The following is a 20,839-nucleotide window of genomic DNA, read 5'->3' on the forward strand; positions in this document are numbered from 1 at the left end:
GTTTCCAAGCGCCTGAACGAGGACCCTTTCATGCCAGACATTACCCTGACCACCTTGCAGAGCCTCAAGCTCAAAGGTGAAAAAATCACCATGCTGACCTGCTATGACGCCACTTTCGCCCACGCCAGCTGCCAGGCTGGCGTCGAAGTGCTGCTGGTGGGCGACTCCCTGGGCATGGTTCTTCAAGGGAATGACAGCACGCTGCCTGTGACCACCGATGAACTCGCCTACCACACCGCCAGCGTCAAGCGTGGCAACGATGGCGCCTTTATCATCGCGGACCTGCCGTTCATGGGTTACGCCACCCTTGAGCAAACCTTCCTGAACGCCGGCAAGCTGATGCAGGCGGGCGCGCATATGATCAAAGTCGAAGGTGCCGTGTGGCTGGCCGAGTCGATCCGGTTGCTGGCCGAGCGCGGCGTGCCAGTGTGCGCGCACATGGGCCTGACACCGCAGTCGGTGAATATCCTCGGTGGCTACAAGGTTCAGGGCCGCAATGAAGCCCAGGCCCGCCAGATGCGCGCCGATGCCATCGCCCTGGAACAGGCCGGTGCAGCGATGATTCTGCTGGAGTGCGTGCCTAGCGAACTGGCTGCCGAAATCACCCAGGCCGTCAAAGTGCCCGTGATCGGGATTGGCGCCGGTTCCGCCACCGACGGCCAGGTGCTGGTCCTGCACGACATGCTCGGCCTGTCGATCACCGGCCACGTGCCCAAGTTCGTGAAGAACTTCATGGCTGGCCAGGACAGCATCCACGCCGCCCTGAGCGCCTACGTCAGCGAAGTCAAAAACGTGACGTTCCCAGGCGTTGAACACGGATTCTCGGCATGAACACCGTTAAAACCGTCCGCGAACTGCGGGCTGCCGTAACCCACGCCCGTAGCGCCGGCAAGCGCATCGGCTTTGTACCCACCATGGGCAACCTGCACAGCGGCCACGCCACCCTGGTGACCAAGGCCGCGCAGCAAGCGGATTTCGTGGTGGCGAGCATTTTCGTCAACCCGCTGCAATTCGGTGCTGGCGAAGACCTGGACAAATACCCGCGCACGTTGGCCGCCGATCAGGAAAAACTCCTGCAGGCCGGCTGTAACCTGCTGTTCGCGCCCACGGTCGAGGAAATGTACCCCGATGGCATGAACGGCCAGACCCGCGTCAGCGTGCCTCAGCTGTCCGAAGGCTTGTGCGGCGCCAGCCGCCCAGGGCACTTTGAAGGGGTGGCCACGGTGGTCAGCAAGCTGTTCAACATGGTCCAGCCGGACATGGCCGTATTTGGCCAGAAGGACTACCAGCAGTTGGCGGTGATCCGCGCCATGGTCCGCGACCTGAACATGCCGATCCAGATCATCGGCGAGCCCACCGTGCGCGCCGAGGACGGCCTCGCGCTGTCATCACGCAACGGTTACCTCACCGATGAGCAACGGGCGGTCGCGCCAGTGCTGTACCGCGCGCTCAGCCAGATCGCCACGGCCATCAAAAGCGGCGATCACGATTTTGCCAGGCTTCGCGCCGAGCACATCCAGCAGATTGAAACCGCGGGGCTGCGCATGGACTACCTGGAAGTGCGCCAAGGCGTGCATCTGCGCCCGGCCACGGCTGAAGATCGCGATGTGGTGATCCTGGTCGCCGCTTATCTGGGGGCAACACGCCTCATCGATAACCTGCACCTGAACCTCGCCTGACGCCCGCTTTACCTCAACCTGTTGCCCCGACGGCTGTGCCGGTATAAAAAAGTACCGGCCACAGCGCAGACAAAGCCAAGACATATCCACACGCTAGGTTTAATGTAACTGCCCTGCGCTATGGTTAGCGCTGTCTGGAACCCAATCCTTGCGATAAGACTGGATGTTCCGGGCTTTGAAGTGTCCTAAAGGCAGTCCCCGTAATAAAAGGAAACCCGCAGCGATGGCGTACTACCGCACCCCTCATGACGTTACCGCGCTGCCCGCCTGGCAAGCGCTTGTTCAACATCGCCAAGCCATGCAGGATTTCAGCATGCGCGAGGCGTTCAATGCCGATCCTCAGCGTTTTTCCCAGTTCACCTTGAGCAGCTGCGGACTTTTCCTCGATTACTCGAAAAACCTGATCACCAGCGAAACCCGCGACCTGTTAGTGGGCCTGGCCAAGGAAGTCAATCTCAAGGCGGCGATCGACGCGCAGTACGCTGGCGAACCGGTCAACTCCTCCGAGGGCCGCCCTGCCCTGCACACCGCCCTGCGCCGCCCGGTGGGCGACAAGCTGTCGGTCAACGGCGTGAACATCATGCCGGACGTGCACAAGGTGCTGAACCAGATCACTGACCTGGTCGGCCGTATCCACGACGGCCTGTGGCGCGGCTACACCGAGAAGCCGATCACCGACGTGGTGAACATCGGTATCGGTGGCTCATTCCTCGGCCCGGAACTGGTCTCGGAGGCCTTGCTGTCCTACGCCCATAAAGGTGTGCGTTGCCACTACCTGGCGAACATCGACGGCAGCGAGTTCCACGAACTGACCATGAAGCTGCGCGCCGAGACCACGCTGTTTATCGTCTCGTCCAAATCCTTCAACACCCTGGAAACCCTGAAAAACGCCCAGGCCGCCCGCGCCTGGTACCTGGCCCAGGGGGGCTCGGAAGCCGAGCTGTATCGCCACTTCATCGCCGTCTCGAGCAACAATGCCGCGGCCGTGGCTTTCGGTATTCGCGAAGAAAACATCTTCCCAATGTGGGACTGGGTCGGTGGGCGCTACTCGCTGTGGTCTGCCATCGGCTTGCCAATTGCCCTGGCTATCGGCATGTCCAACTTCAAGGAACTGCTGTCGGGTGCCTACACCATGGACCAGCACTTCCTGAACGCGCCGTTCGAAGCCAACATGCCCGTGCTGCTGGGCTTGCTGGGGGTGTGGTACGGCAACTTCTGGGGTGCGCAGAGCCATGCGATCCTGCCGTACGACCATTACCTGCGTAACATCACCAAGCATTTGCAGCAGTTGGACATGGAATCCAATGGCAAGAGCGTGCGCCAGGACGGCACGCCAGTGTCCACCGATACCGGCCCGGTGATCTGGGGCGGCGTAGGCTGCAACGGCCAGCACGCTTACCACCAGTTGCTGCACCAAGGGACTCAACTGATCCCGGCCGACTTCATCGTGCCGATCGTCAGTTTCAACCCTGTGTCCGACCACCATCAGTGGCTGTACGCCAACTGCCTGTCCCAGAGCCAGGCGCTGATGCTCGGCAAGACCCGCAGCGAGGCCGAAACCGAGCTGCGTGAGAAGGGCCTGCCGGAAGCCGAAGTACAGAAGCTGGCACCGCACAAGGTGATCCCGGGTAACCGTCCGAGCAACACCCTGGTGGTCGAGCGCATCAGCCCGCGTCGCCTTGGCGCACTGGTGGCTATGTATGAACACAAGGTGTTCGTGCAGAGCGTGGTGTGGGGCATCAACGCCTTCGACCAATGGGGCGTTGAACTGGGCAAGGAGCTGGGCAAAGGCGTGTACAACCGCCTGACCGGCGCCGAAGAAACCTTGGCCGAAGATGCGTCGACCCAGGGCCTGATCAACTACTTCCGCGGTCGTCACCGCGGCTGAAGCCGTTCATTCAAGGTCAACGTGCGTTTGGACGTTGGCCTTGAACCCTCCCGTCCCAGGGTGCATCTTTATGACTTGTCGCAAAAACAAGAATAAGGAGCGCTCATGTTCGATATCAGCACCTTTCCCACCGCCGATGCCGTCCGCCGGGCTGCGCAGCTCAGTCAAGAGGACTACCAGCGCCTCTATCGCCAATCCATCGACCAGCCAGACACCTTCTGGGCCGAACAGGCCAAGGGCTTTCTCGACTGGATAAAACCTTGGCACAGCGTGCAGCAGTCAGACATCCACACCGGTGCCGCCCAATGGTTTGCCGGCGGTCAGTTGAACGTCAGCTACAACTGCATCGACCGCCACCTGGCGCAACGCGCCGATCAGCCGGCCTTCATCTGGGAAGGCGACGATCCCTCAAAATCCTGCACGATTACTTACCGTCAACTGCACCAAAACGTCAGCCGTCTGGCCAATGTGTTGAAAAGCCGTGGCGTGAACAAAGGTGATCGCGTTTGCATCTACATGCCGATGATCCCCGAGGCGGCCTACGCCATGCTGGCCTGCACGCGAATTGGCGCAGTGCACTCGGTGGTGTTTGGTGGTTTCTCTCCTGACGCCCTGCGCGACCGCATCCTCGACGCTGATTGCCGCACCGTGATCACCGCCGACGAGGGCGTACGCGGTGGCAAGCCCGTGGCGTTGAAACATAACGTCGACAAAGCCCTGGCCAGTTGTCCGAACGTCAGCACGGTACTGGTGGTGGAGCGCACCGGGGCGAGCGTGAATTGGCACGAAGGCCGCGACCTCAAGTACCAAGCTGCCCTGGACGCCGCCAGCGACAACTGCCCACCCGAGCCGATGGACGCTGAAGACCCGCTGTTCATCCTCTATACCTCCGGCAGCACCGGCAAACCCAAAGGCGTGTTGCACACCACCGCTGGCTACCTGCTGCAAGCGGCGATGACCTTCAAGTACGTGCTCGATTACCAAGAAGGCGAAGTGTTCTGGTGCACCGCCGACGTGGGCTGGGTCACCGGCCACAGCTATATCGTCTACGGCCCGCTGGCCAATGGCGCCACCTCGCTGATGTTCGAAGGCGTGCCGAGTTATCCGGACAGTTCGCGCTTCTGGCAGGTCATCGATAAACATCAGGTGAATATTTTCTATACCGCGCCCACCGCCCTGCGCGCCCTGATGCGTGAAGGACACGGCCCGCTGCAGAGTACATCCCGCGCCAGCCTGCGCCTGTTGGGCAGCGTAGGTGAGCCGATCAACCCGGAAGCCTGGGACTGGTATTTCAACGCCGTCGGCGAACAGCGCTGCCCGATTGTCGATACCTGGTGGCAGACCGAAACCGGCGGCATCATGCTCAGCCCGCTGGTCAGTGCCCAGCGCATCAAACCGGGCTGCGCGACACAGCCCATGTTCGGCGTACAACCGGTGTTGCTCGATGAACATGGCAAGGAAATCAGTGGCGCCGGCAGTGGTGTACTCGCCATCAGATCAAGCTGGCCGGGGCAGATTCGCAGCGTCTACGGCGACCCGCAGCGCATGATCGACACCTACTTCAAGCCCTACCCCGGCTACTACTTCACCGGGGATGGCGCACGGCGCGATGAAGACGGCGACTACTGGATCACCGGGCGGATCGACGATGTGATCAACGTCTCGGGCCATCGCATCGGCACCGCTGAAGTGGAGAGCGCCCTGGTGCTGCATGATCAGGTCGCCGAAGCCGCCGTGGTGGGCTACCCCCACGACGTCAAGGGCCAGGGTATCTACGCTTTTGTCACCCCCATGAATGGCGTCGAACCCAGCGACGCGTTGAAAAAGCACCTGTTGGAATTGGTCAGCAAGGAGATTGGCAGCTTCGCCAAACCGGAATTGATCCAATGGGCCCCTGCCCTGCCGAAAACCCGCTCCGGCAAGATCATGCGGCGCATCTTGCGCAAAATCGCCTGTAACGAACTGGACAGCCTGGGCGACACCTCGACCCTGGCAGACCCCAGCGTGGTGGACGGTTTGATCGACAAACGCCTCAACCGATAGCGCCAGGATTATCCCCGGCCTGTGCAGGCCGGGGTTAGCTGTTAAACTTCGCGCCCCATTTTTCTTATTCATCTACCAGCAAGGCGCGCTCCATGACTCCCTTGAATCAGGCGCTGCGCGCCGCCCTCGATCACCGCCAAGACCTGATCAACACGCTGCACGCCCAGGGTACGGACTGCTATCGGCTGTTTCACGGCAGCCAGGAAGGCGCCGGCGGCTTGACCATCGACCGCTACGGCCCGCAATTGCTGGTACAAAGCTTCCACCAGTCCCTGGAAACGGCAGACCTGCTGGACCTGCACCAACTGATCAACCAATACATGGGCCTGGAATTGTTGCTGGTGTACAACGACCGTGCCCGCGGCAACTCGCGCATCGACCGCGAAGACACGGTGTACCGTGCGGAGCCTGGCGCCTTGGAAGACCTGGTCGGCCACGAGTGGGGCCTCAACTACCGTGTGCGCGGGCGCCACGCCGGGCAAGACCCACTGCTGTTCCTCGACCTGCGCAACACCCGGGGCTGGGTCAAGGACCACAGCGCCGGCAAAAGCGTGCTGAACCTGTTCGCTTACACGTGCGGTGTGGGTTTGAGCGCGGCAGCGGGCGGCGCACGCGAGGTGTGCAACCTGGATTTTGCCGAGGGCAACCTGGCAGTGGGGCGTGAAAACGGCCAGCTCAACCCGCAGTTGCCGAGCATGGAGTTTGTACAGTCCGATTACTTCCCGGCCATTCGCCAACTGGCGGGCCTGCCCATCACCCAGCGGCGCGGGCAGAAGCTGCCGAGCTATCCGCGCCTGGAGCAACGCCAGTACGACCTGGTACTGCTCGATCCTCCCGCCTGGGCCAAGAGCGCCTTCGGCACGGTCGATTTGTTGCGCGACTATCAAAGCCTGCTCAAACCCGCACTGCTGGCCACCGCCGACAATGGCGTGCTGATTTGCTGCAACAACCTGGCAAAGGTCAGCATGGAAGACTGGCGTGAGCAGGTGCTGCGCTGCGCAGAAAAAGCCGGGCGCCCGGTGCGCGAATGGCAGGTTATAACACCTGGAGCCGACTTTCCCTCCAGAGACCAACAGCCTCCGCTGAAGACGCTGATCCTGCATTTGTAGGAAGTTTCCCAGCGCCCACGGTTCTTCGGAACCGAATTCCCGTGCCATACTCCAAGGCACTCTCGTTCGACATAGATGGCGTTCACCCATGCCCAAAGGATTGATCCGCGCCGTAGGCGCCTTGTTGACCGCCCTTGCTTTGTACAGCTTGCTGGGCTTTCTGATATTACCCGGCATCGCCCTTCGCATTGCCAACCAACAGTTGGCCAATTACGCCACGGTGCCGTCGCGAATCGAGCGCATCGAGCTCAACCCCTTCAGCCTGGAACTGACGCTGTGGGGCCTGAAGATCGGCGAGCCAGGCAAAGAGCAAGTAGGTTTCGAACGCCTCTACGCCAACCTGCAGATCGACAGCCTCTGGACCCGCGCCCTGCACCTGGCCGATGTGCAACTGGACAAGCCCAAGACCGAACTGCTGTTCGACAAGTCCGGCCAACTGAACCTGGCGCAGTTGTTCAAACTGCCACCGAGCGAGCCAACCCCGGCCGATCCCGATGCCAAGCCGTTCCCACTGCGTATCGACAGCATCAAGCTGGCGGGCGGCAACCTGCACTTCCAGGACCTACGCCCCAGCGAGCCCATCGAATTCCTCTACGACGAACTCGACTTCGAGCTGAAAAACCTGAGCACCTTGCCTGACGACAATGCCGACATGACGCTGGTCGCCGCCGGCCCCGAAGGTGGCCAGATCGACTGGAAAGGCAACTTCAGCCTGGTACCGATCACCTCCGAAGGCACCTTGAAGGTGACCGACGGCAAAATGAAAGCCTGGTGGCCGTATGTACGTGACGCCCTGCCACTGGTGCTGGAAGACGGGGTGCTCAACTTCAGCACTGACTACAAATTCAGCCTGGCCAAAGAAACCGAGCTGAACCTGACCAACACCGCCGCCAGCATCGCCCCCTTTGCTATAAAGGCCCCCGATGGCCGGCCACTGGCGCGCCTGGAGCGCCTGGACGTCAGCGAAACCACGGTAGACCTGGCCAAGCAGCAGGTCATTGTCGGTAAGATCCGCAGCAACAAGCTGGAAACCTGGGCCGCCCGTGAGGCCGATGGTCAACTGGATTGGCAGAAGCTGTTCGCCAGCCAACCGAGCAAACCGGCCAAGACTCCGGAACCAATCGCTGCCGACGCGCCGTCGGCGCAACCGGCGGTCCCGAGCAAGCCGTGGCAAGTGCTGCTCAAGGACGTGCAACTGCGTAACTATCAGGTGCACCTGGCCGACCGCCAGGCTAAACCTGCGGTCGCGCTGGAACTGGGCCCGTTGAATGTCGACGTACAGAACTTCGACAGCCTCAACCAGAGCCCCTTCGCCTTGAAGGTCGACACCGGCCTGGGCAAGCAAGGCAAGATCCAGGCAACCGGCGAAGTTAACCTCAACCCGGTCAGCGCCAAGCTGAAAGTGAACACCCAGGACATCGACCTGCGGGTCGCCCAGGCCTATATCAGCCCGTTTATTCGCCTGGAATTGCGCAGCGGCATGCTCGGCAGCAACCTGGACGTAAACCTCAAAAGCACCGAGCCACTGGCCCTTCAGGTCACCGGCCGCGCCCAGGTTGACCAGTTGCATACCCTGGACACCCTGAAGACCCGCGACTTCCTCAAGTGGCAGCGCCTGGTGCTAGAGGGCATGAACTACCAGCACGGCCAAAGCCTGTCGATCGACAAGGTCAACCTGTTGCAGCCGTATGCGCGCTTCATGATCAACGAAGATCGCACCACCAACATCGACGACCTGCTGATTCCGCAGCCGGCCGACAGCGGCAGCAAGTCGGCAGCCAAACCTGCCGCTAGTAACGACAAGCCCCTGGGCATTCATATCGGCCAGATCGCGATCAACGACGGTTCGGCCAACTTTGCCGACTTCAGCCTCACCCCCAACTTTGCCACCGCGATTCAACAGCTCAACGGCCAGATTGGCACCATCGACAGTCGCCAGGCCAAACCGGCCAGCGTCGATATCAAGGGCAAGGTGGACCGTTACGCGCCAGTGACGATCAAAGGCAGCGTGAACCCGTTTGATCCGATGGCCGCGCTGGACATCGCCACCAGCTTCAAGCGTGTCGAGCTGACCAACCTGACGCCTTACTCAGGTAAATTCGCAGGCTTCCGCATCCGCAAGGGCCGCCTGAATCTCGATCTGCACTACGTGATCACCAAAGGCCAATTGAAGGCTGAAAACAAAGTGGTGGTCGAGCAACTGCAGTTGGGTGAAAAAGTCGACAGCTCTGATGCCGTCGATTTACCGATTCGCCTGGCTGTCGCCCTGCTCAAGGACTCCGACGGCAAGATCTCCATCGAACTGCCGGTAAGCGGCGACCTGAACAACCCGCAATTCAGCGTGATGCCGATTGTGTGGCAGACCCTGCGCAACCTCGTGGTGCGTGCGGCAACCGCGCCCTTCAAGTTCATTGGCGGGCTGGTCACTGGTGGTGGCTCTGAAGACTTGGGCAATGTGTCGTTCGCCGCAGGCTCCAGTGAACTGAACAAAGACGCCGAAGGCGCTCTGAACACCCTGGCCAAGGCGCTGAAAGAGCGTCCAGCCCTGCGCCTGGAAATTGAAGGCACAGCCGCCGCCAGCAGCGACGGGCCGTTCCTGGCCGCACAGCGACTGGAACGTGAATACCAATACAACTATTACAAGATCCTCCAGCGCCGTGGCGACAAAGTGCCAGCCCAGGCCTCGTTGCTTGAGGTACCGGAGAAGGAAAAAGCACCATTGCTGGAAGGCATCTACCGCACCCGCCTCAAACAGCAACCCCCGGCCGAATGGAAAGACCTGGGCAGCGATGAGCGCTCGGCGAAGCTCAAGGACGGTGTGATCAAGTTCTGGAGTGGCAGTGACGTGCTACTGCGCCAGTTGGGGCAGGACCGAGCCAGCACGATCAAGGATTACCTGGTGGACAAGGGCCAGTTGGAAGATGACCGCGTGTACTTCATCGATGCGCAGCTGGGGCAGGCCGAGAAAGATGGCCGAGTGATCACTCCAATGCACCTGGACGCTGAGTAACTTCTAAGCACCGCCCATCCTAATGTGGGAGCTGGCTTGCCTGCGATAGCATCACCTCGGTGCAACTGAATGACCGAGGTGCCAGCATCGCAGCATAGGTATCTACACAATTTTGTAGGTTGTAGCAGCCGACGGTAACCACGATGCGAAGCGAGTCGCTCTTGATCTTGCTCTTGATCTGCTTTTGATCTTAGGCGCCCCGTTAAACCACGCTGGCCGGAATTCGACAGGGATTTGGGGGGTAAACCGGCAGGGATGCCGGTTTAGCCGCCCCGCGCCATGGATGGCGCGTGGCGGCGGCCCCCCAAATCACTGGCGGATTACGGGCACACCGAGCCTAGGCGAGGTGCCGAGTGGTGGGGCAAGAGCGCTTTGCTTACTTTCGCGCTTTTCGAAAGTGAGCCGCCGTCAGGGCGGAACCCTAAGTGGCCGTTACGTAAATAATGGATATGTACTCGGTCAAATCCAATATCCCGGTCGGCTGGCAGGCCGTCTTCGCAGGCAAGCCAGCTCCCACATTTTTTTGACCTGATCATTCTGTTTCAGCCTGAAATAGAACAGGCCCCGACACAAGTGCCGGGGCCTGTAATGACCACATCCGTGTGGCCGGTCGCATGAACTCCAGAGGTGCGTCAGGTGGATATCTAACTCACCCTAAGCCGCCGCTATTCAGTTCAAACGAAACGTCAGCGTTACTCTGCTTTCAGGCCGTCGGCCGATACAGCTTTAACGCCTTTGATTTTCTTGGTGATCGCTACAGCCGTTTCTTTCTGCGAAGCGGTCACAGCGGTAGGCGACGACAGGGATACAACACCTTTGTTGGTTTCAACCTTGATGTCGGTGCCAGGAATGCCTTTTTCAGTTACCAAGTCAGCCTTCACTTTGGTAGTGATCCAGGTATCGCTGGTGGTCTCTTTAGCGTCGTGGGCAGCGCCTTTGGTTTTGTCGATGCCGTCAGCTTTGGTAGCGCCGCCAGCCAGCAGGCCGTCAGCAGAAACAGCAGTCACACCTTTGATTTTCTTGGTGATCCCTACAGCCATTTCTTTCTGCGAATCCGAGATAGCTACGTCGGAGGACAGGGAAACCACACCTTTGTTGGTCTCAACCTTGATGTCCGAACCTGGAATGCCTTTTTCGGTCAGCAGGTCAGCTTTGACTTTAGTGGTGATCCAAGTATCCGAAACGCTTTCCTTAGCCTTGGTCGCTTCACCCGCCGCCAAAGTCATAGGGGCTTGGGAAGTCTGAGCAAAGGCTACGTTAGCACCCATGGCCAGGGTCAGAGCGGTAGCAGTAGCGAGAGCGAACTTCTTCATACGAGTAACTCCTGTTTTATTAAAAGTCTGCAGGCGTAAACCTTCATGCTGCAGCGCTACCAGGGATATTGCAGGCAGTGTGCCAACTCGCCGAACGGATTAAATTCCTTAATAAACAACGAGTTATGAAATCTATGAATTTTCGAAATCGTGCAACTTGCATGAAGCCCGTCGTGCCTGCATGCAAGTTGCGGCTTTTGGGCGACGCTAAACAGCTGATTCTGCTTCATTTTCTCGCGCCCATAAAAAAAGGACTCCGAGGAGTCCTTTTTTCAGCGTGAAGCCTGCGGGTGATTAAACGCCCGAAGCCTTGGCTGCTGCTACGTCCTTGATGGACAGCTTGATACGGCCGCGGTTGTCCACGTCCAGTACCAGCACTTCCACTTCCTGGCCTTCTTTCAGAATGTCGGTCACTTTCTCAACACGAGCATCGCTCAGCATGGAGATGTGAACCAGACCGTCTTTGCCCGGGAGGATGTTGACGAACGCGCCGAAGTCGACGATGCGCTCAACCTTACCAACGTAGATCTTGCCGATCTCAGCCTCAGCGGTGATACCCAGGACGCGCTGGCGTGCTGCTTCAGCCGCTTCCTTGGTTTCGCCGAAGATCTTGATCGAACCGTCGTCTTCGATGTCGATCGAAGCCTTGGTCTCTTCACAGATCGCACGGATGGTCGCGCCGCCTTTACCGATGACATCACGGATTTTGTCGGTGTCGATTTTCATCGCGATCATGGTCGGAGCATTTTCCGACAGTTCGGTGCGGGACTGACCAATGATCTGGTTCATCTGGCCGAGGATGTTCAGGCGCGCTTCCAGGGCTTGGCCCAGGGCGATTTCCATGATCTCTTCGGTGATGCCTTTGATCTTGATGTCCATCTGCAGCGCGGTCACACCTTTGGCGGTACCGGCTACTTTGAAGTCCATGTCGCCCAGGTGGTCTTCGTCACCCAGGATGTCGGTCAGGATGGCGAACTTCTCGCCTTCTTTAACCAGGCCCATGGCGATACCGGCAACCGGCGCCTTCATTGGCACACCGGCGTCCATCAGAGCCAGGGAAGCACCGCAGACCGAAGCCATGGAGCTGGAACCGTTGGACTCGGTGATTTCCGATACGACACGGATGGTGTACGGGAACACGTCAGCGGCAGGCAGCATGGCCTGAACCGAACGACGAGCCAGACGGCCGTGACCGATTTCACGACGACCCGCGCCGCCCATACGACCACACTCGCCCACCGAGAACGGAGGGAAGTTGTAGTGCAGCATGAAGGGGTCTTTTTTCTCGCCTTCCAGGGTGTCCAGCAGTTGTGCGTCACGGGCAGTACCCAGGGTCGCAACGACCAGGGCCTGGGTTTCGCCACGGGTGAACAGCGCCGAACCGTGAGTCTTCGGCAGAACGCCGACTTCGATGTTCAGCGGACGCACGGTGCGGGTGTCGCGACCGTCGATACGTGGCTTGCCGTTAACGATGTTTTCGCGAACGGTGCGGTATTCGATCTCACCGAAAGCAGCTTTGACTTCGCTGGAAGAAGGCTGGCCTTCTTCACCGGACAGCTTGGCAACGACCTGGTCCTTCAGCTCACCCAGGCGAGCGTAGCGGTCGGCCTTGACGGTGATGGTGTAGGCGTCGGAGATGGCAGCGCCGAACTCGGAGCGGATAGCGCCCAGCAGTTCGGTGGCTTCCGGGGCAGCAGCCCAGGTCCAGGTCGGCTTGGCAGCTTCGGCAGCCAATTCTTTAACCGCGTTGATCACAACCTGGAACTCGTCGTGAGCAAACAGTACGGCACCCAGCATCTGGTCTTCGGTCAGCTCTTTGGCTTCCGATTCAACCATCAATACGGCTTCGGACGTACCGGCAACGACCATGTCCAGGCTCGAGGCTTTCTGTTGCTCGTAAGTCGGGTTCAGCAGGTAGCCGGTGCTTTCGTGGAACGCAACGCGGGCAGCGCCGATCGGGCCATCGAAAGGAATACCGGAGATGGCCAGGGCAGCCGAGGTACCGATCATCGCAGCGATGTCCGGATCGGTCTTCTTGCTGGTGGAAACGACGGTGCAGACAACCTGCACTTCGTTCATGAAGCCTTCTGGGAACAGCGGACGGATCGGACGGTCGATCAGTCGGGAAGTCAGGGTTTCTTTCTCGGAAGGACGGCCTTCGCGCTTGAAGAAACCGCCAGGGATCTTACCGGCAGCGTAAGTCTTTTCCTGGTAGTGAACGGACAGAGGGAAGAAGCCCTTGCTCGGGTCAGCGGTCTTGGCGCCAACAACGGTCACCAGTACGGTCACGTCGTCGTCAACGGTAACCAGCACTGCGCCGGAGGCTTGACGGGCGATACGGCCTGTCTCGAGGGTAACGGTCGACTGACCGAACTGGAATTTTTTGATAACCGGGTTCACGGTGTCCTACCTTCTTTGTGGCTCTTGGGGGAACTTGTCTTCTTGCGAAATTCTTGGGCAATGCCGGGAATCGGCCCGACGCTCGTCCAGGGTAAAACGTGTATCCAGATAAAACTTGAGGCTGGGAGCCTACCACGGGCCACCGGGAATCCCGATGACACGCGGCAGACAACCAACCTCTAGCGCAATCGCTTATTAGCGACGCAGACCCAGGCGACCGATCAGAGTCTGATAACGACCCAGATCCTTGCCTTTCAGGTAGTCCAGCAGCTTACGGCGCTGGTTTACCATGCGGATCAGACCACGACGGGAGTGGTGGTCTTTACCGTTGGCCTTGAAGTGACCTTGCAGTTTGTTGATGTTGTGGGTCAGCAGTGCAACTTGCACTTCTGGCGAACCAGTGTCACCAACAGCTTGCTGATAGTCAGCTACGATTTGTGCTTTTTCTTGAACGTCGAGAGCCATGAGGCAATCCTTTTTTCAGGAAACCACCCAAAGGGCAGTTTCAACAGGCCAGGGACAAATCCCTGTATCTAAAAATGAGTGTTGACCATGCCTGTTAACAGCCACACTCGTTCGGTCATTCTGACCGAATCAGCCGACGCGGCGCGATGCGCCCGTCTTCGCTCACTTCACCGATACCGATAAAGCGACCGTTATGATCCTGTACTCGCACCATGCCGAACTTCGGGGCATCCGGGGCGCGTACCGGCTGGCCGTTGAGCCAGTAGAACGCGCTGTGCTCCGAGAAGTGCAGCAGCGGCCAATCGAGCAAACCGCTGTCCGATGGCATGAGGAAGCGATCAACCGCTTCATTGCCGCCCTCGGCGTGTACCGCTTCCAACTCTTCCAGCGTGACCGTCTGGGCCAGACTGAAAGGCCCGGCCTGGGTGCGTCGCAGTTCTGCAACGTACGCGCCGCAACCGAGCTTTTCACCAATATCTTCCACCAGAGTACGGATATAGGTGCCTTTGCTGCAGTCCACGGCCAAACGGGCAGTGTCGCCTTCACAAGCGAGCAATTCCAAGCGCGCAATAGTAACAGAACGCGGTTCGCGCTCCACTACTTCGCCCGCACGTGCCAGCTTGTAAAGTGGCTGGCCATCGCGCTTGAGTGCCGAGTACATCGGCGGTATCTGACTGATTTGCCCACGAAAAGCGGGTAAGGCAGCTTCGATATCCGCACGACCAACGGTCACGTCGCGAACCTGCAAAACATCACCTTCGGCATCCGCCGTGGTGGTGGTCTTGCCCAGTTGCATCAGGGTTTCGTAACCCTTGTCGGAATCAAGCAGGTATTGCGAAAACTTGGTGGCCTCGCCAAAGCACAACGGCAATACACCGGTGGCCAATGGATCAAGGCTGCCGGTATGCCCGGCCTTCTCGGCGTTGAGCAGCCAGCGAACCTTCTGCAACGCGGCATTGGAGGTAAAGCCAATGGGTTTGTCGAGCAGAATGATGCCACTGACGTTGCGACGAATACGTTTGACCTGAGCCACCGCTTACTCCTTGGCGTCTTCAGGTGTGGACGGATGCTGGCTGTCTTCAGCCACGGCGCGCTCGATCAGGGCCGACAGGTGCGCGCCACGCACGACGCTTTCGTCGTAGTGGAAGTGCAACTGTGGAACGCTGCGCAGCTTCATTTCACGGGCCAACTGCATACGCAGGAAACCTGCGGCGGAGTTGAGCACCTTGATGCTTTGCGCGATTTCTTCGCTGTTGTCCTGCCCCATTACGGTGATGAAGATCTTGGCGTGACCCACGTCACGGCTCACTTCAACAGCGGTAATGGTGACCAGGCCAACGCGTGGGTCTTTGACTTCGCGGCGGATCAGTTGGGCCAGCTCACGCTGCATCTGATCGCCGATACGCTGGGTACGGCTGTATTCTTTTGCCATGTCTTGTTACCTGTTACTGCCACACGGTGAAACCCGTGGGGTCTGAAAGCGGCAAACGCCCGGCCTGACAAAAGCCAGACCGGGCGTTGCGTTTAGAGTCCTGACACTGTGCGGGGCATCTGCATGCCCACACGCTGCGCGGCTCCTGAAGTGCGCGAGTTAGAGGCTGCGAGCAACCTGAACCTTCTCGAAGACTTCGATCTTGTCGCCAACCTTGACGTCGTTGTAGCTCTTGACGCCGATACCGCATTCCATGCCGGCACGTACTTCGGCAGCGTCATCCTTGAAGCGGCGCAGGGATTCCAGCTCGCCTTCGAAGATAACGATGTCTTCACGCAGTACACGGATTGGACGGTTACGGTACACAGTGCCTTCAACCACCATGCAGCCGGCGATCGCACCGAATTTCGGCGAGCGGAACACGTCACGCACCTCGGCGATACCCAGGATGTTCTCCCGGACGTCGCTGCCAAGCATACCGGTAAGGGCTTTCTTGACGTCTTCGATGATGTCGTAGATGACGTTGTAGTAACGCATGTCCAGGCCTTCCTGCTCGACGATCTTGCGAGCGCCAGCATCGGCACGCACGTTGAAGCCGAACAGTACAGCGTTGGAAGCCAGTGCCAGGTTGGCGTCGGATTCGGTGATACCACCGACACCGCCACCGACAACGCGCACTTGCACTTCGTCGTTACCCAGGCCGTTCAAGGCGCCGTTCAACGCTTCGAGGGAACCACGAACGTCAGACTTGAGGACGATGTTAAGCGTCTTCTTCTCTTCCTGGCCCATGTTCTCGAAGATGTTTTCCAGCTTGCCGGCGTGAGCACGGGCCAGCTTGACCTCGCGGAACTTGCCTTGACGGAACAGAGCCACTTCACGGGCTTTCTTCTCATCAGCCACTACGCTCATCTCGTCGCCAGCGTCCGGCGTACCGTCCAGGCCGAGAATCTCGACTGGGATAGCAGGACCTGCTTCCTTGATTGGCTTGCCGTTCTCGTCGAGCATGGCACGTACACGGCCGTAGTTCGAACCGACCAGTACCATGTCGCCTTGGCGCAGGGTACCGTCTTGGACCAGCACGGTGGCAACCGGGCCACGGCCCTTGTCGAGACGGGACTCAACCACGACGCCACGGCCAGGAGCCGATGGAGTAGCGGTCAGTTCCAGGACTTCGGCTTGCAACAGGACCGCTTCGAGCAGTTCGTCAACGCCGGTACCCATTTTCGCCGAGACCGATACGAATGGCGTCTCGCCACCCCATTCCTCGGACGTCACGCCGTGAACCGACAGTTCGCTACGGATGCGATCGAGATCGGCGCCCGGCTTGTCGATTTTGTTCACGGCAACGACCAGAGGAACACCGGCAGCCTTGGCGTGCTGGACAGCTTCAATGGTCTGCGGCATTACGCCGTCGTCCGCTGCAACCACCAGGATCACGATGTCGGTCGCCTTGGCACCACGGGCACGCATTGCGGTAAACGCGGCGTGACCTGGGGTGTCGAGGAAGGTGACCATGCCGCGCTCGGTTTCAACGTGGTATGCACCGATGTGCTGGGTAATACCACCGGCTTCGCCCGCAGCAACCTTGGCACGACGGATGTAGTCGAGCAGGGAAGTCTTACCGTGGTCAACGTGGCCCATTACGGTCACAACCGGTGCACGGGAAACTGCCTCGCCTTCAAACTTCAGGGACTCGGCCAGGGAATCTTCCAGGGCGGTGTCGCTGACCAAGGTCACTTTGTGGCCCAGCTCTTCAGCAACCAACTGGGCAGTTTCCTGGTCCAGTACCTGGTTGATGGTGGCTGGAGTGCCCAGCTTGAACATGAACTTGATGATTTCAGCAGCCTTGACCGACATTTGCTGGGCCAGATCGCCCACAGTGATGGTCTCGCCGATCTTCACTTCACGCACGACAGGGCCGGTTGGGCTCTGGAAACCGTGGGCGTTGCGCTTCTTCAGCTTGGCCTTGCCGCGACCACCACGACGGAAGCCATCGCTTTCTTCGTCGGTGGTACGTGGGGCAACGCGTGGCGCAGGCGCTTTCTCTTTGACCGAGGCGCGGTGCGGAGCGTTTTTACGCTCGCCATCGCCACCACCACCGCGACGATTGTTGTCGTCAGCACGTGGTTTGTCCGGACGACGAGGCTCGTCGCGCTTGCGGGCGTCTGCTGCAGGAGCAGGTGCGGCGGCAGCCGGGGCAGCCTCACGCACAGCTTCAACAGGGGCGGCGACCGCGTCAGTGGCAGCAGGTTGCGCAGCAGCAGGCTGGCGACGCGCTTCTTCTTCGGCGCGACGCTTGGCTTCTTCTTCAGCCTTCTGACGTGCAGCATTTTCTACTGCGCGACGTTCTTCCAGCTCGCGTTTGCGCTCGGCTTCGATTTCTTCCGGGCTGCGCTGTACGAAGACTTTCTTCTTGCGTACTTCAACGCTGATGCTCTTGCTACCTGCAACCCGCAGGGTGCTGGTGGTTTTGCGCTGCAATGTAATCTTGCGCGGTTCTTCCACTTTCGCCTTGTGGCTGCTCTTCAAGTGAGTCAGCAAAGACTGCTTCTCACTATCGCTCACACCTTCATCGGCGGCGGTGTGCGGCAGACCTGCCTCACGCATCTGCTGCAACAGGCGCTCTACCGGTGTTTTGACCTCATCGGCCAGTTGTTTCACCGTGACTTGCGTCATGCACTTCTCTCCTCAGGCCGCGCCTAATTACTCGAACCAATGGGCTCGGGCGGCCATGATCAACTTGCCGGCACGATCTTCGTCAATGCCGTCGATGTCGAGCAGATCGTCAATAGACTGCTCGGCCAGGTCTTCGCGGGTAATTACGCCGCGCACCGCCAGTTCCATCGCCAAATCCTTGTCCATACCCTCAAGCGAGAGCAGGTCTTCGGCCGGATGGGCGTCTGCCAGCTTTTCCTCAGTAGCGATGGCTTTAGTCAACAAACGATCCTTGGCCCGAGCGCGGAGCTCGTTGACGATATCCTCGTCAAAGCCGTCGATGTTGAGCATTTCTTCCAACGGTACGTAGGCAATCTCTTCCAGGCTGGTGAAGCCTTCATCTACCAGCACCTGTGCCAGTTCTTCATCGACTTCCAACTCTTCGATGAAGTTGCGCAGGATGTCACCGGTTTCAGCTTGCTGCTTAGCCTGGATGTCCGATTCGGTCATCACGTTCAGGGTCCAGCCGGTCAGTTGGCTGGCCAGACGCACGTTCTGACCACCACGACCAATGGCCTGAGCCAGATTGTCTGCGCCAACGGCGATGTCCATTGCATGGGCATCTTCGTCAACGATAATTGCCGCCACTTCAGCTGGCGACATGGCGTTGATCACGAACTGCGCCGGGTTATCGTCCCACAGGACGATGTCCACACGCTCACCGCCCAATTCGCCCGACACTGCCTGGACGCGCGAACCGCGCATCCCGATGCAAGCGCCTTGCGGGTCGATGCGTTTGTCCTTGGAGCGGACCGCGATCTTGGCACGCGAACCCGGGTCACGGGACGCAGCCATCACTTCGATCAGGCCTTCGGCGATTTCCGGCACTTCGATACGGAACAGCTCAATCAGCATTTCCGGCGCGGTACGCGACAGGATCAACTGCGGGCCGCGGTTCTCGGTGCGGATTTCCTTGAGCAGCGCACGCAGACGCACGCCGACACGGAAGGTTTCGCGAGAGATGATGTCTTCGCGGGCCAGCAACGCTTCGGCGTTGTTGCCCAGGTCAACGATCACATTATCGCGGGTAACTTTTTTCACGGTGCCAGAGATGATTTCACCCAGGCGTTCGCGATAGGCGTCAACGACTTGAGCGCGCTCGGCTTCGCGAACCTTCTGCACGATGACCTGCTTGGCGGTCTGTGCAGCAATACGGCCGAATTCGATCGACTCGATCTTTTCTTCGACAACATCGCCAACCTGAGCGCCCGGATGCGTTTGCGCAACCTTGCTTGGCCAGGTTTCGATGGCCGGATCATCAAGATCGTCCTCTTCGACCACCGTCCAGCGACGGAAAGTCTCATAGGCACCGGTGTGGCGGTTGATTTCCACACGCAGATCTACTTCGTCTTCAAAACGTTTCTTGGTAGCAGTGGCCAGGGCCAGCTCCAACGCTTCAAAAATCACGCTTGCCGGTACACCCTTTTCATTGGATACCGACTCAACAACCAGCAGTACTTCTTTGCTCATCGTACGCCTCGCCTTTCGCAAGCCATTGGATCCGCGGGATCCGCGTCTCAGTCAAAACTGGGAATAATGTTGGCCTTGTCGATCATATCGATCGGCAACAGGAACTCGTGGTCTTCTACCTGCACCACGACATCCTGCTCTTCTACACCGCGCAGAAGGCCCTGAAAGTTGCGTCGCCCTTCAAAGGGGGAGCGCAGCTTGATCTTCACTTGTTCACCGGCATATTTAGCAAACTGCTCGATAGTGAACAGTGGGCGTTCCATGCCTGGCGAGGAAACTTCAAGGGTGTATTCAACGGAGATTGGATCTTCAACATCCAGCACACCGCTGATCTGACGGCTGACAATGGCACAATCGTCCACCAGCACGCCGCCCTCTTTATCGATATAAACGCGCAACATTGAGTGGCGACCTTGAGCCGAAAACTCAATACCCCAGCATTCATAGCCTAGGGCCACGACCACCGGGGCCAACAAGGCCTGCAACTCTTCTAGCTTGCTCGACACCTGAACCCCCTCGTGCATGTATGTGCATGCTGTGCAAAATAAAAAAATGGGCGAAACGCCCATCCTTGAAACGCCGTCGAACAGCGGCGTTGAAAGTGTCCAGCTAACAAAAAGCCCCTTAAAAGGGGCTCCGCTAAAACTGGTTGCGGGGGCCGGATTTGAACCGACGACCTTCGGGTTATGAGCCCGACGAGCTACCAGACTGCTCCACCCCGCGACAAAGCTGGGGCGGAAGTATACGACCGATCCCTTACAGGGTCAATGTAACCTTCCACCTACAAGAAAGCCCGCAACAGCGGGCTCTCCTGATAATTGGTACCGAGAAGGGGACTCGAACCCCTACACCCTATGGGCACAACCACCTCAAGGTTGCGTGTCTACCAATTCCACCACCTCGGCAATACAGCGCTTACAACCCTTCCTACTTCTGCTCTTGAGCTGGAGGTACGTCAGTCGCTGGAGTAGCCGACTTTTGCTCTTGAAGCACCGGGACATCATCAGAAGCCGGTTTTGCTTTTGGAACTTCCAACACCGCTGGGTTTGGCAAACCTACTTGAGTCAGCACATGAGCTTTCTCTTTAGCAAAGTAACCTAACCCTAAGCTGGTTATGAAGAAACCTGCGGCAAGTATAGCAGTAAACTTACTAAGAAAGGTAGAGGAACCTTGGCTTCCGAACACAGTATTTGAAGCACCTGCACCGAAAGACGCACCAGCATCCGCACCTTTACCCTGTTGCAACAAAACCAGAGCAACTACGCTCAGGGCAGCCAACAGATGAAAAACGACTACGACTGTTTCCAGCATTTTT

At 58.9% G+C, this 20,839-nt stretch carries 15 protein-coding genes and 2 tRNA genes; 6 read left to right on the plus strand and 11 right to left on the minus strand.

What is annotated here, in order from left to right; all coding sequences use genetic code 11:
• Positions 1-30: 30 nt before the first annotated feature.
• The 6 genes from panB to OC445_RS02460 all read left to right on the plus strand — a co-directional run bounded on the left by panB (position 31) and on the right by OC445_RS02460 (position 9,729).
• A complete protein-coding gene (gene panB, locus OC445_RS02435; protein ID WP_034127012.1) occupies positions 31-831 on the plus strand; it encodes a 3-methyl-2-oxobutanoate hydroxymethyltransferase in 801 nt (266 codons plus the stop codon).
• Complete coding sequence (gene panC, locus OC445_RS02440; RefSeq protein WP_198790945.1) at positions 828-1,679, plus strand: pantoate--beta-alanine ligase; 852 nt, start codon at positions 828-830, stop codon at positions 1,677-1,679. The genes panB and panC overlap by 4 nt, the downstream gene beginning before the upstream one ends.
• A gap of 223 nt (positions 1,680-1,902) precedes the next feature.
• Positions 1,903-3,567: a glucose-6-phosphate isomerase gene (gene pgi / locus OC445_RS02445; RefSeq protein ID WP_034127010.1), complete on the plus strand. Its 1,665-nt coding sequence runs from the start codon at positions 1,903-1,905 to the stop codon at positions 3,565-3,567.
• A 105-nt stretch (positions 3,568-3,672) separates the two neighbouring features.
• Positions 3,673-5,610 carry an acetate--CoA ligase gene (gene acs / locus OC445_RS02450; RefSeq protein ID WP_198790944.1) on the plus strand — a complete coding sequence of 646 codons (1,938 nt, stop codon included), beginning with the start codon at positions 3,673-3,675 and terminating at the stop codon, positions 5,608-5,610.
• Positions 5,611-5,702: 92 nt separating this feature from the next.
• Complete coding sequence (locus OC445_RS02455) at positions 5,703-6,719, plus strand: class I SAM-dependent rRNA methyltransferase (protein WP_089042459.1); 1,017 nt, start codon at positions 5,703-5,705, stop codon at positions 6,717-6,719.
• A gap of 88 nt (positions 6,720-6,807) precedes the next feature.
• Positions 6,808-9,729 carry a DUF748 domain-containing protein gene (locus OC445_RS02460; protein WP_198790943.1) on the plus strand — a complete coding sequence of 974 codons (2,922 nt, stop codon included), beginning with the start codon at positions 6,808-6,810 and terminating at the stop codon, positions 9,727-9,729.
• A gap of 692 nt (positions 9,730-10,421) precedes the next feature.
• Here OC445_RS02460 and OC445_RS02465 read toward each other — a convergent pair.
• The 11 genes from OC445_RS02465 to secG form a co-directional block, all read right to left on the minus strand.
• Complete coding sequence (locus OC445_RS02465; RefSeq protein ID WP_054898021.1) at positions 10,422-11,042, minus strand: BON domain-containing protein; 621 nt, start codon at positions 11,040-11,042, stop codon at positions 10,422-10,424.
• 294 nt (positions 11,043-11,336) lie between these two features.
• The gene (gene pnp, locus OC445_RS02470) at positions 11,337-13,442 is read right to left on the minus strand and encodes a polyribonucleotide nucleotidyltransferase (RefSeq protein ID WP_003194180.1); all 2,106 of its coding nucleotides are present in this window, start codon (positions 13,440-13,442) and stop codon (positions 11,337-11,339) included.
• A gap of 195 nt (positions 13,443-13,637) precedes the next feature.
• On the minus strand, positions 13,638-13,907 hold the full coding sequence (gene rpsO, locus OC445_RS02475; protein WP_003177875.1) for a 30S ribosomal protein S15: 270 nt from the start codon (positions 13,905-13,907) through the stop codon (positions 13,638-13,640).
• A 115-nt stretch (positions 13,908-14,022) separates the two neighbouring features.
• A complete protein-coding gene (gene truB, locus OC445_RS02480) occupies positions 14,023-14,940 on the minus strand; it encodes a tRNA pseudouridine(55) synthase TruB (RefSeq protein ID WP_014719950.1) in 918 nt (305 codons plus the stop codon).
• Positions 14,941-14,943: 3 nt separating this feature from the next.
• Positions 14,944-15,339, minus strand: coding sequence for a 30S ribosome-binding factor RbfA (rbfA, locus tag OC445_RS02485; protein ID WP_003176137.1), 396 nt, complete (start codon positions 15,337-15,339; stop codon positions 14,944-14,946).
• A gap of 159 nt (positions 15,340-15,498) precedes the next feature.
• Positions 15,499-18,015, minus strand: coding sequence for a translation initiation factor IF-2 (gene infB, locus OC445_RS02490; RefSeq protein ID WP_003194185.1), 2,517 nt, complete (start codon positions 18,013-18,015; stop codon positions 15,499-15,501).
• Between the two features lie 27 nt (positions 18,016-18,042).
• A complete protein-coding gene (gene nusA, locus OC445_RS02495; protein WP_003194187.1) occupies positions 18,043-19,524 on the minus strand; it encodes a transcription termination factor NusA in 1,482 nt (493 codons plus the stop codon).
• Between the two features lie 47 nt (positions 19,525-19,571).
• Positions 19,572-20,030 (minus strand): ribosome maturation factor RimP, encoded by a 459-nt coding sequence (gene rimP, locus OC445_RS02500; protein WP_032873230.1) that lies wholly within the window; start codon positions 20,028-20,030, stop codon positions 19,572-19,574.
• Positions 20,031-20,170: 140 nt separating this feature from the next.
• Positions 20,171-20,247, minus strand: a tRNA-Met gene (locus tag OC445_RS02505).
• Positions 20,248-20,343: 96 nt separating this feature from the next.
• Positions 20,344-20,429: transfer RNA gene (locus tag OC445_RS02510), tRNA-Leu, on the minus strand.
• A gap of 22 nt (positions 20,430-20,451) precedes the next feature.
• The gene (gene secG / locus OC445_RS02515; RefSeq protein WP_003194191.1) at positions 20,452-20,835 is read right to left on the minus strand and encodes a preprotein translocase subunit SecG; all 384 of its coding nucleotides are present in this window, start codon (positions 20,833-20,835) and stop codon (positions 20,452-20,454) included.
• Positions 20,836-20,839 lie beyond the last annotated feature (4 nt).

Origin of the sequence: Pseudomonas sp. Pse35 (assembly GCF_024519715.1) — a bacterium.
Classification (GTDB): domain Bacteria; phylum Pseudomonadota; class Gammaproteobacteria; order Pseudomonadales; family Pseudomonadaceae; genus Aquipseudomonas; species Aquipseudomonas paracarnis.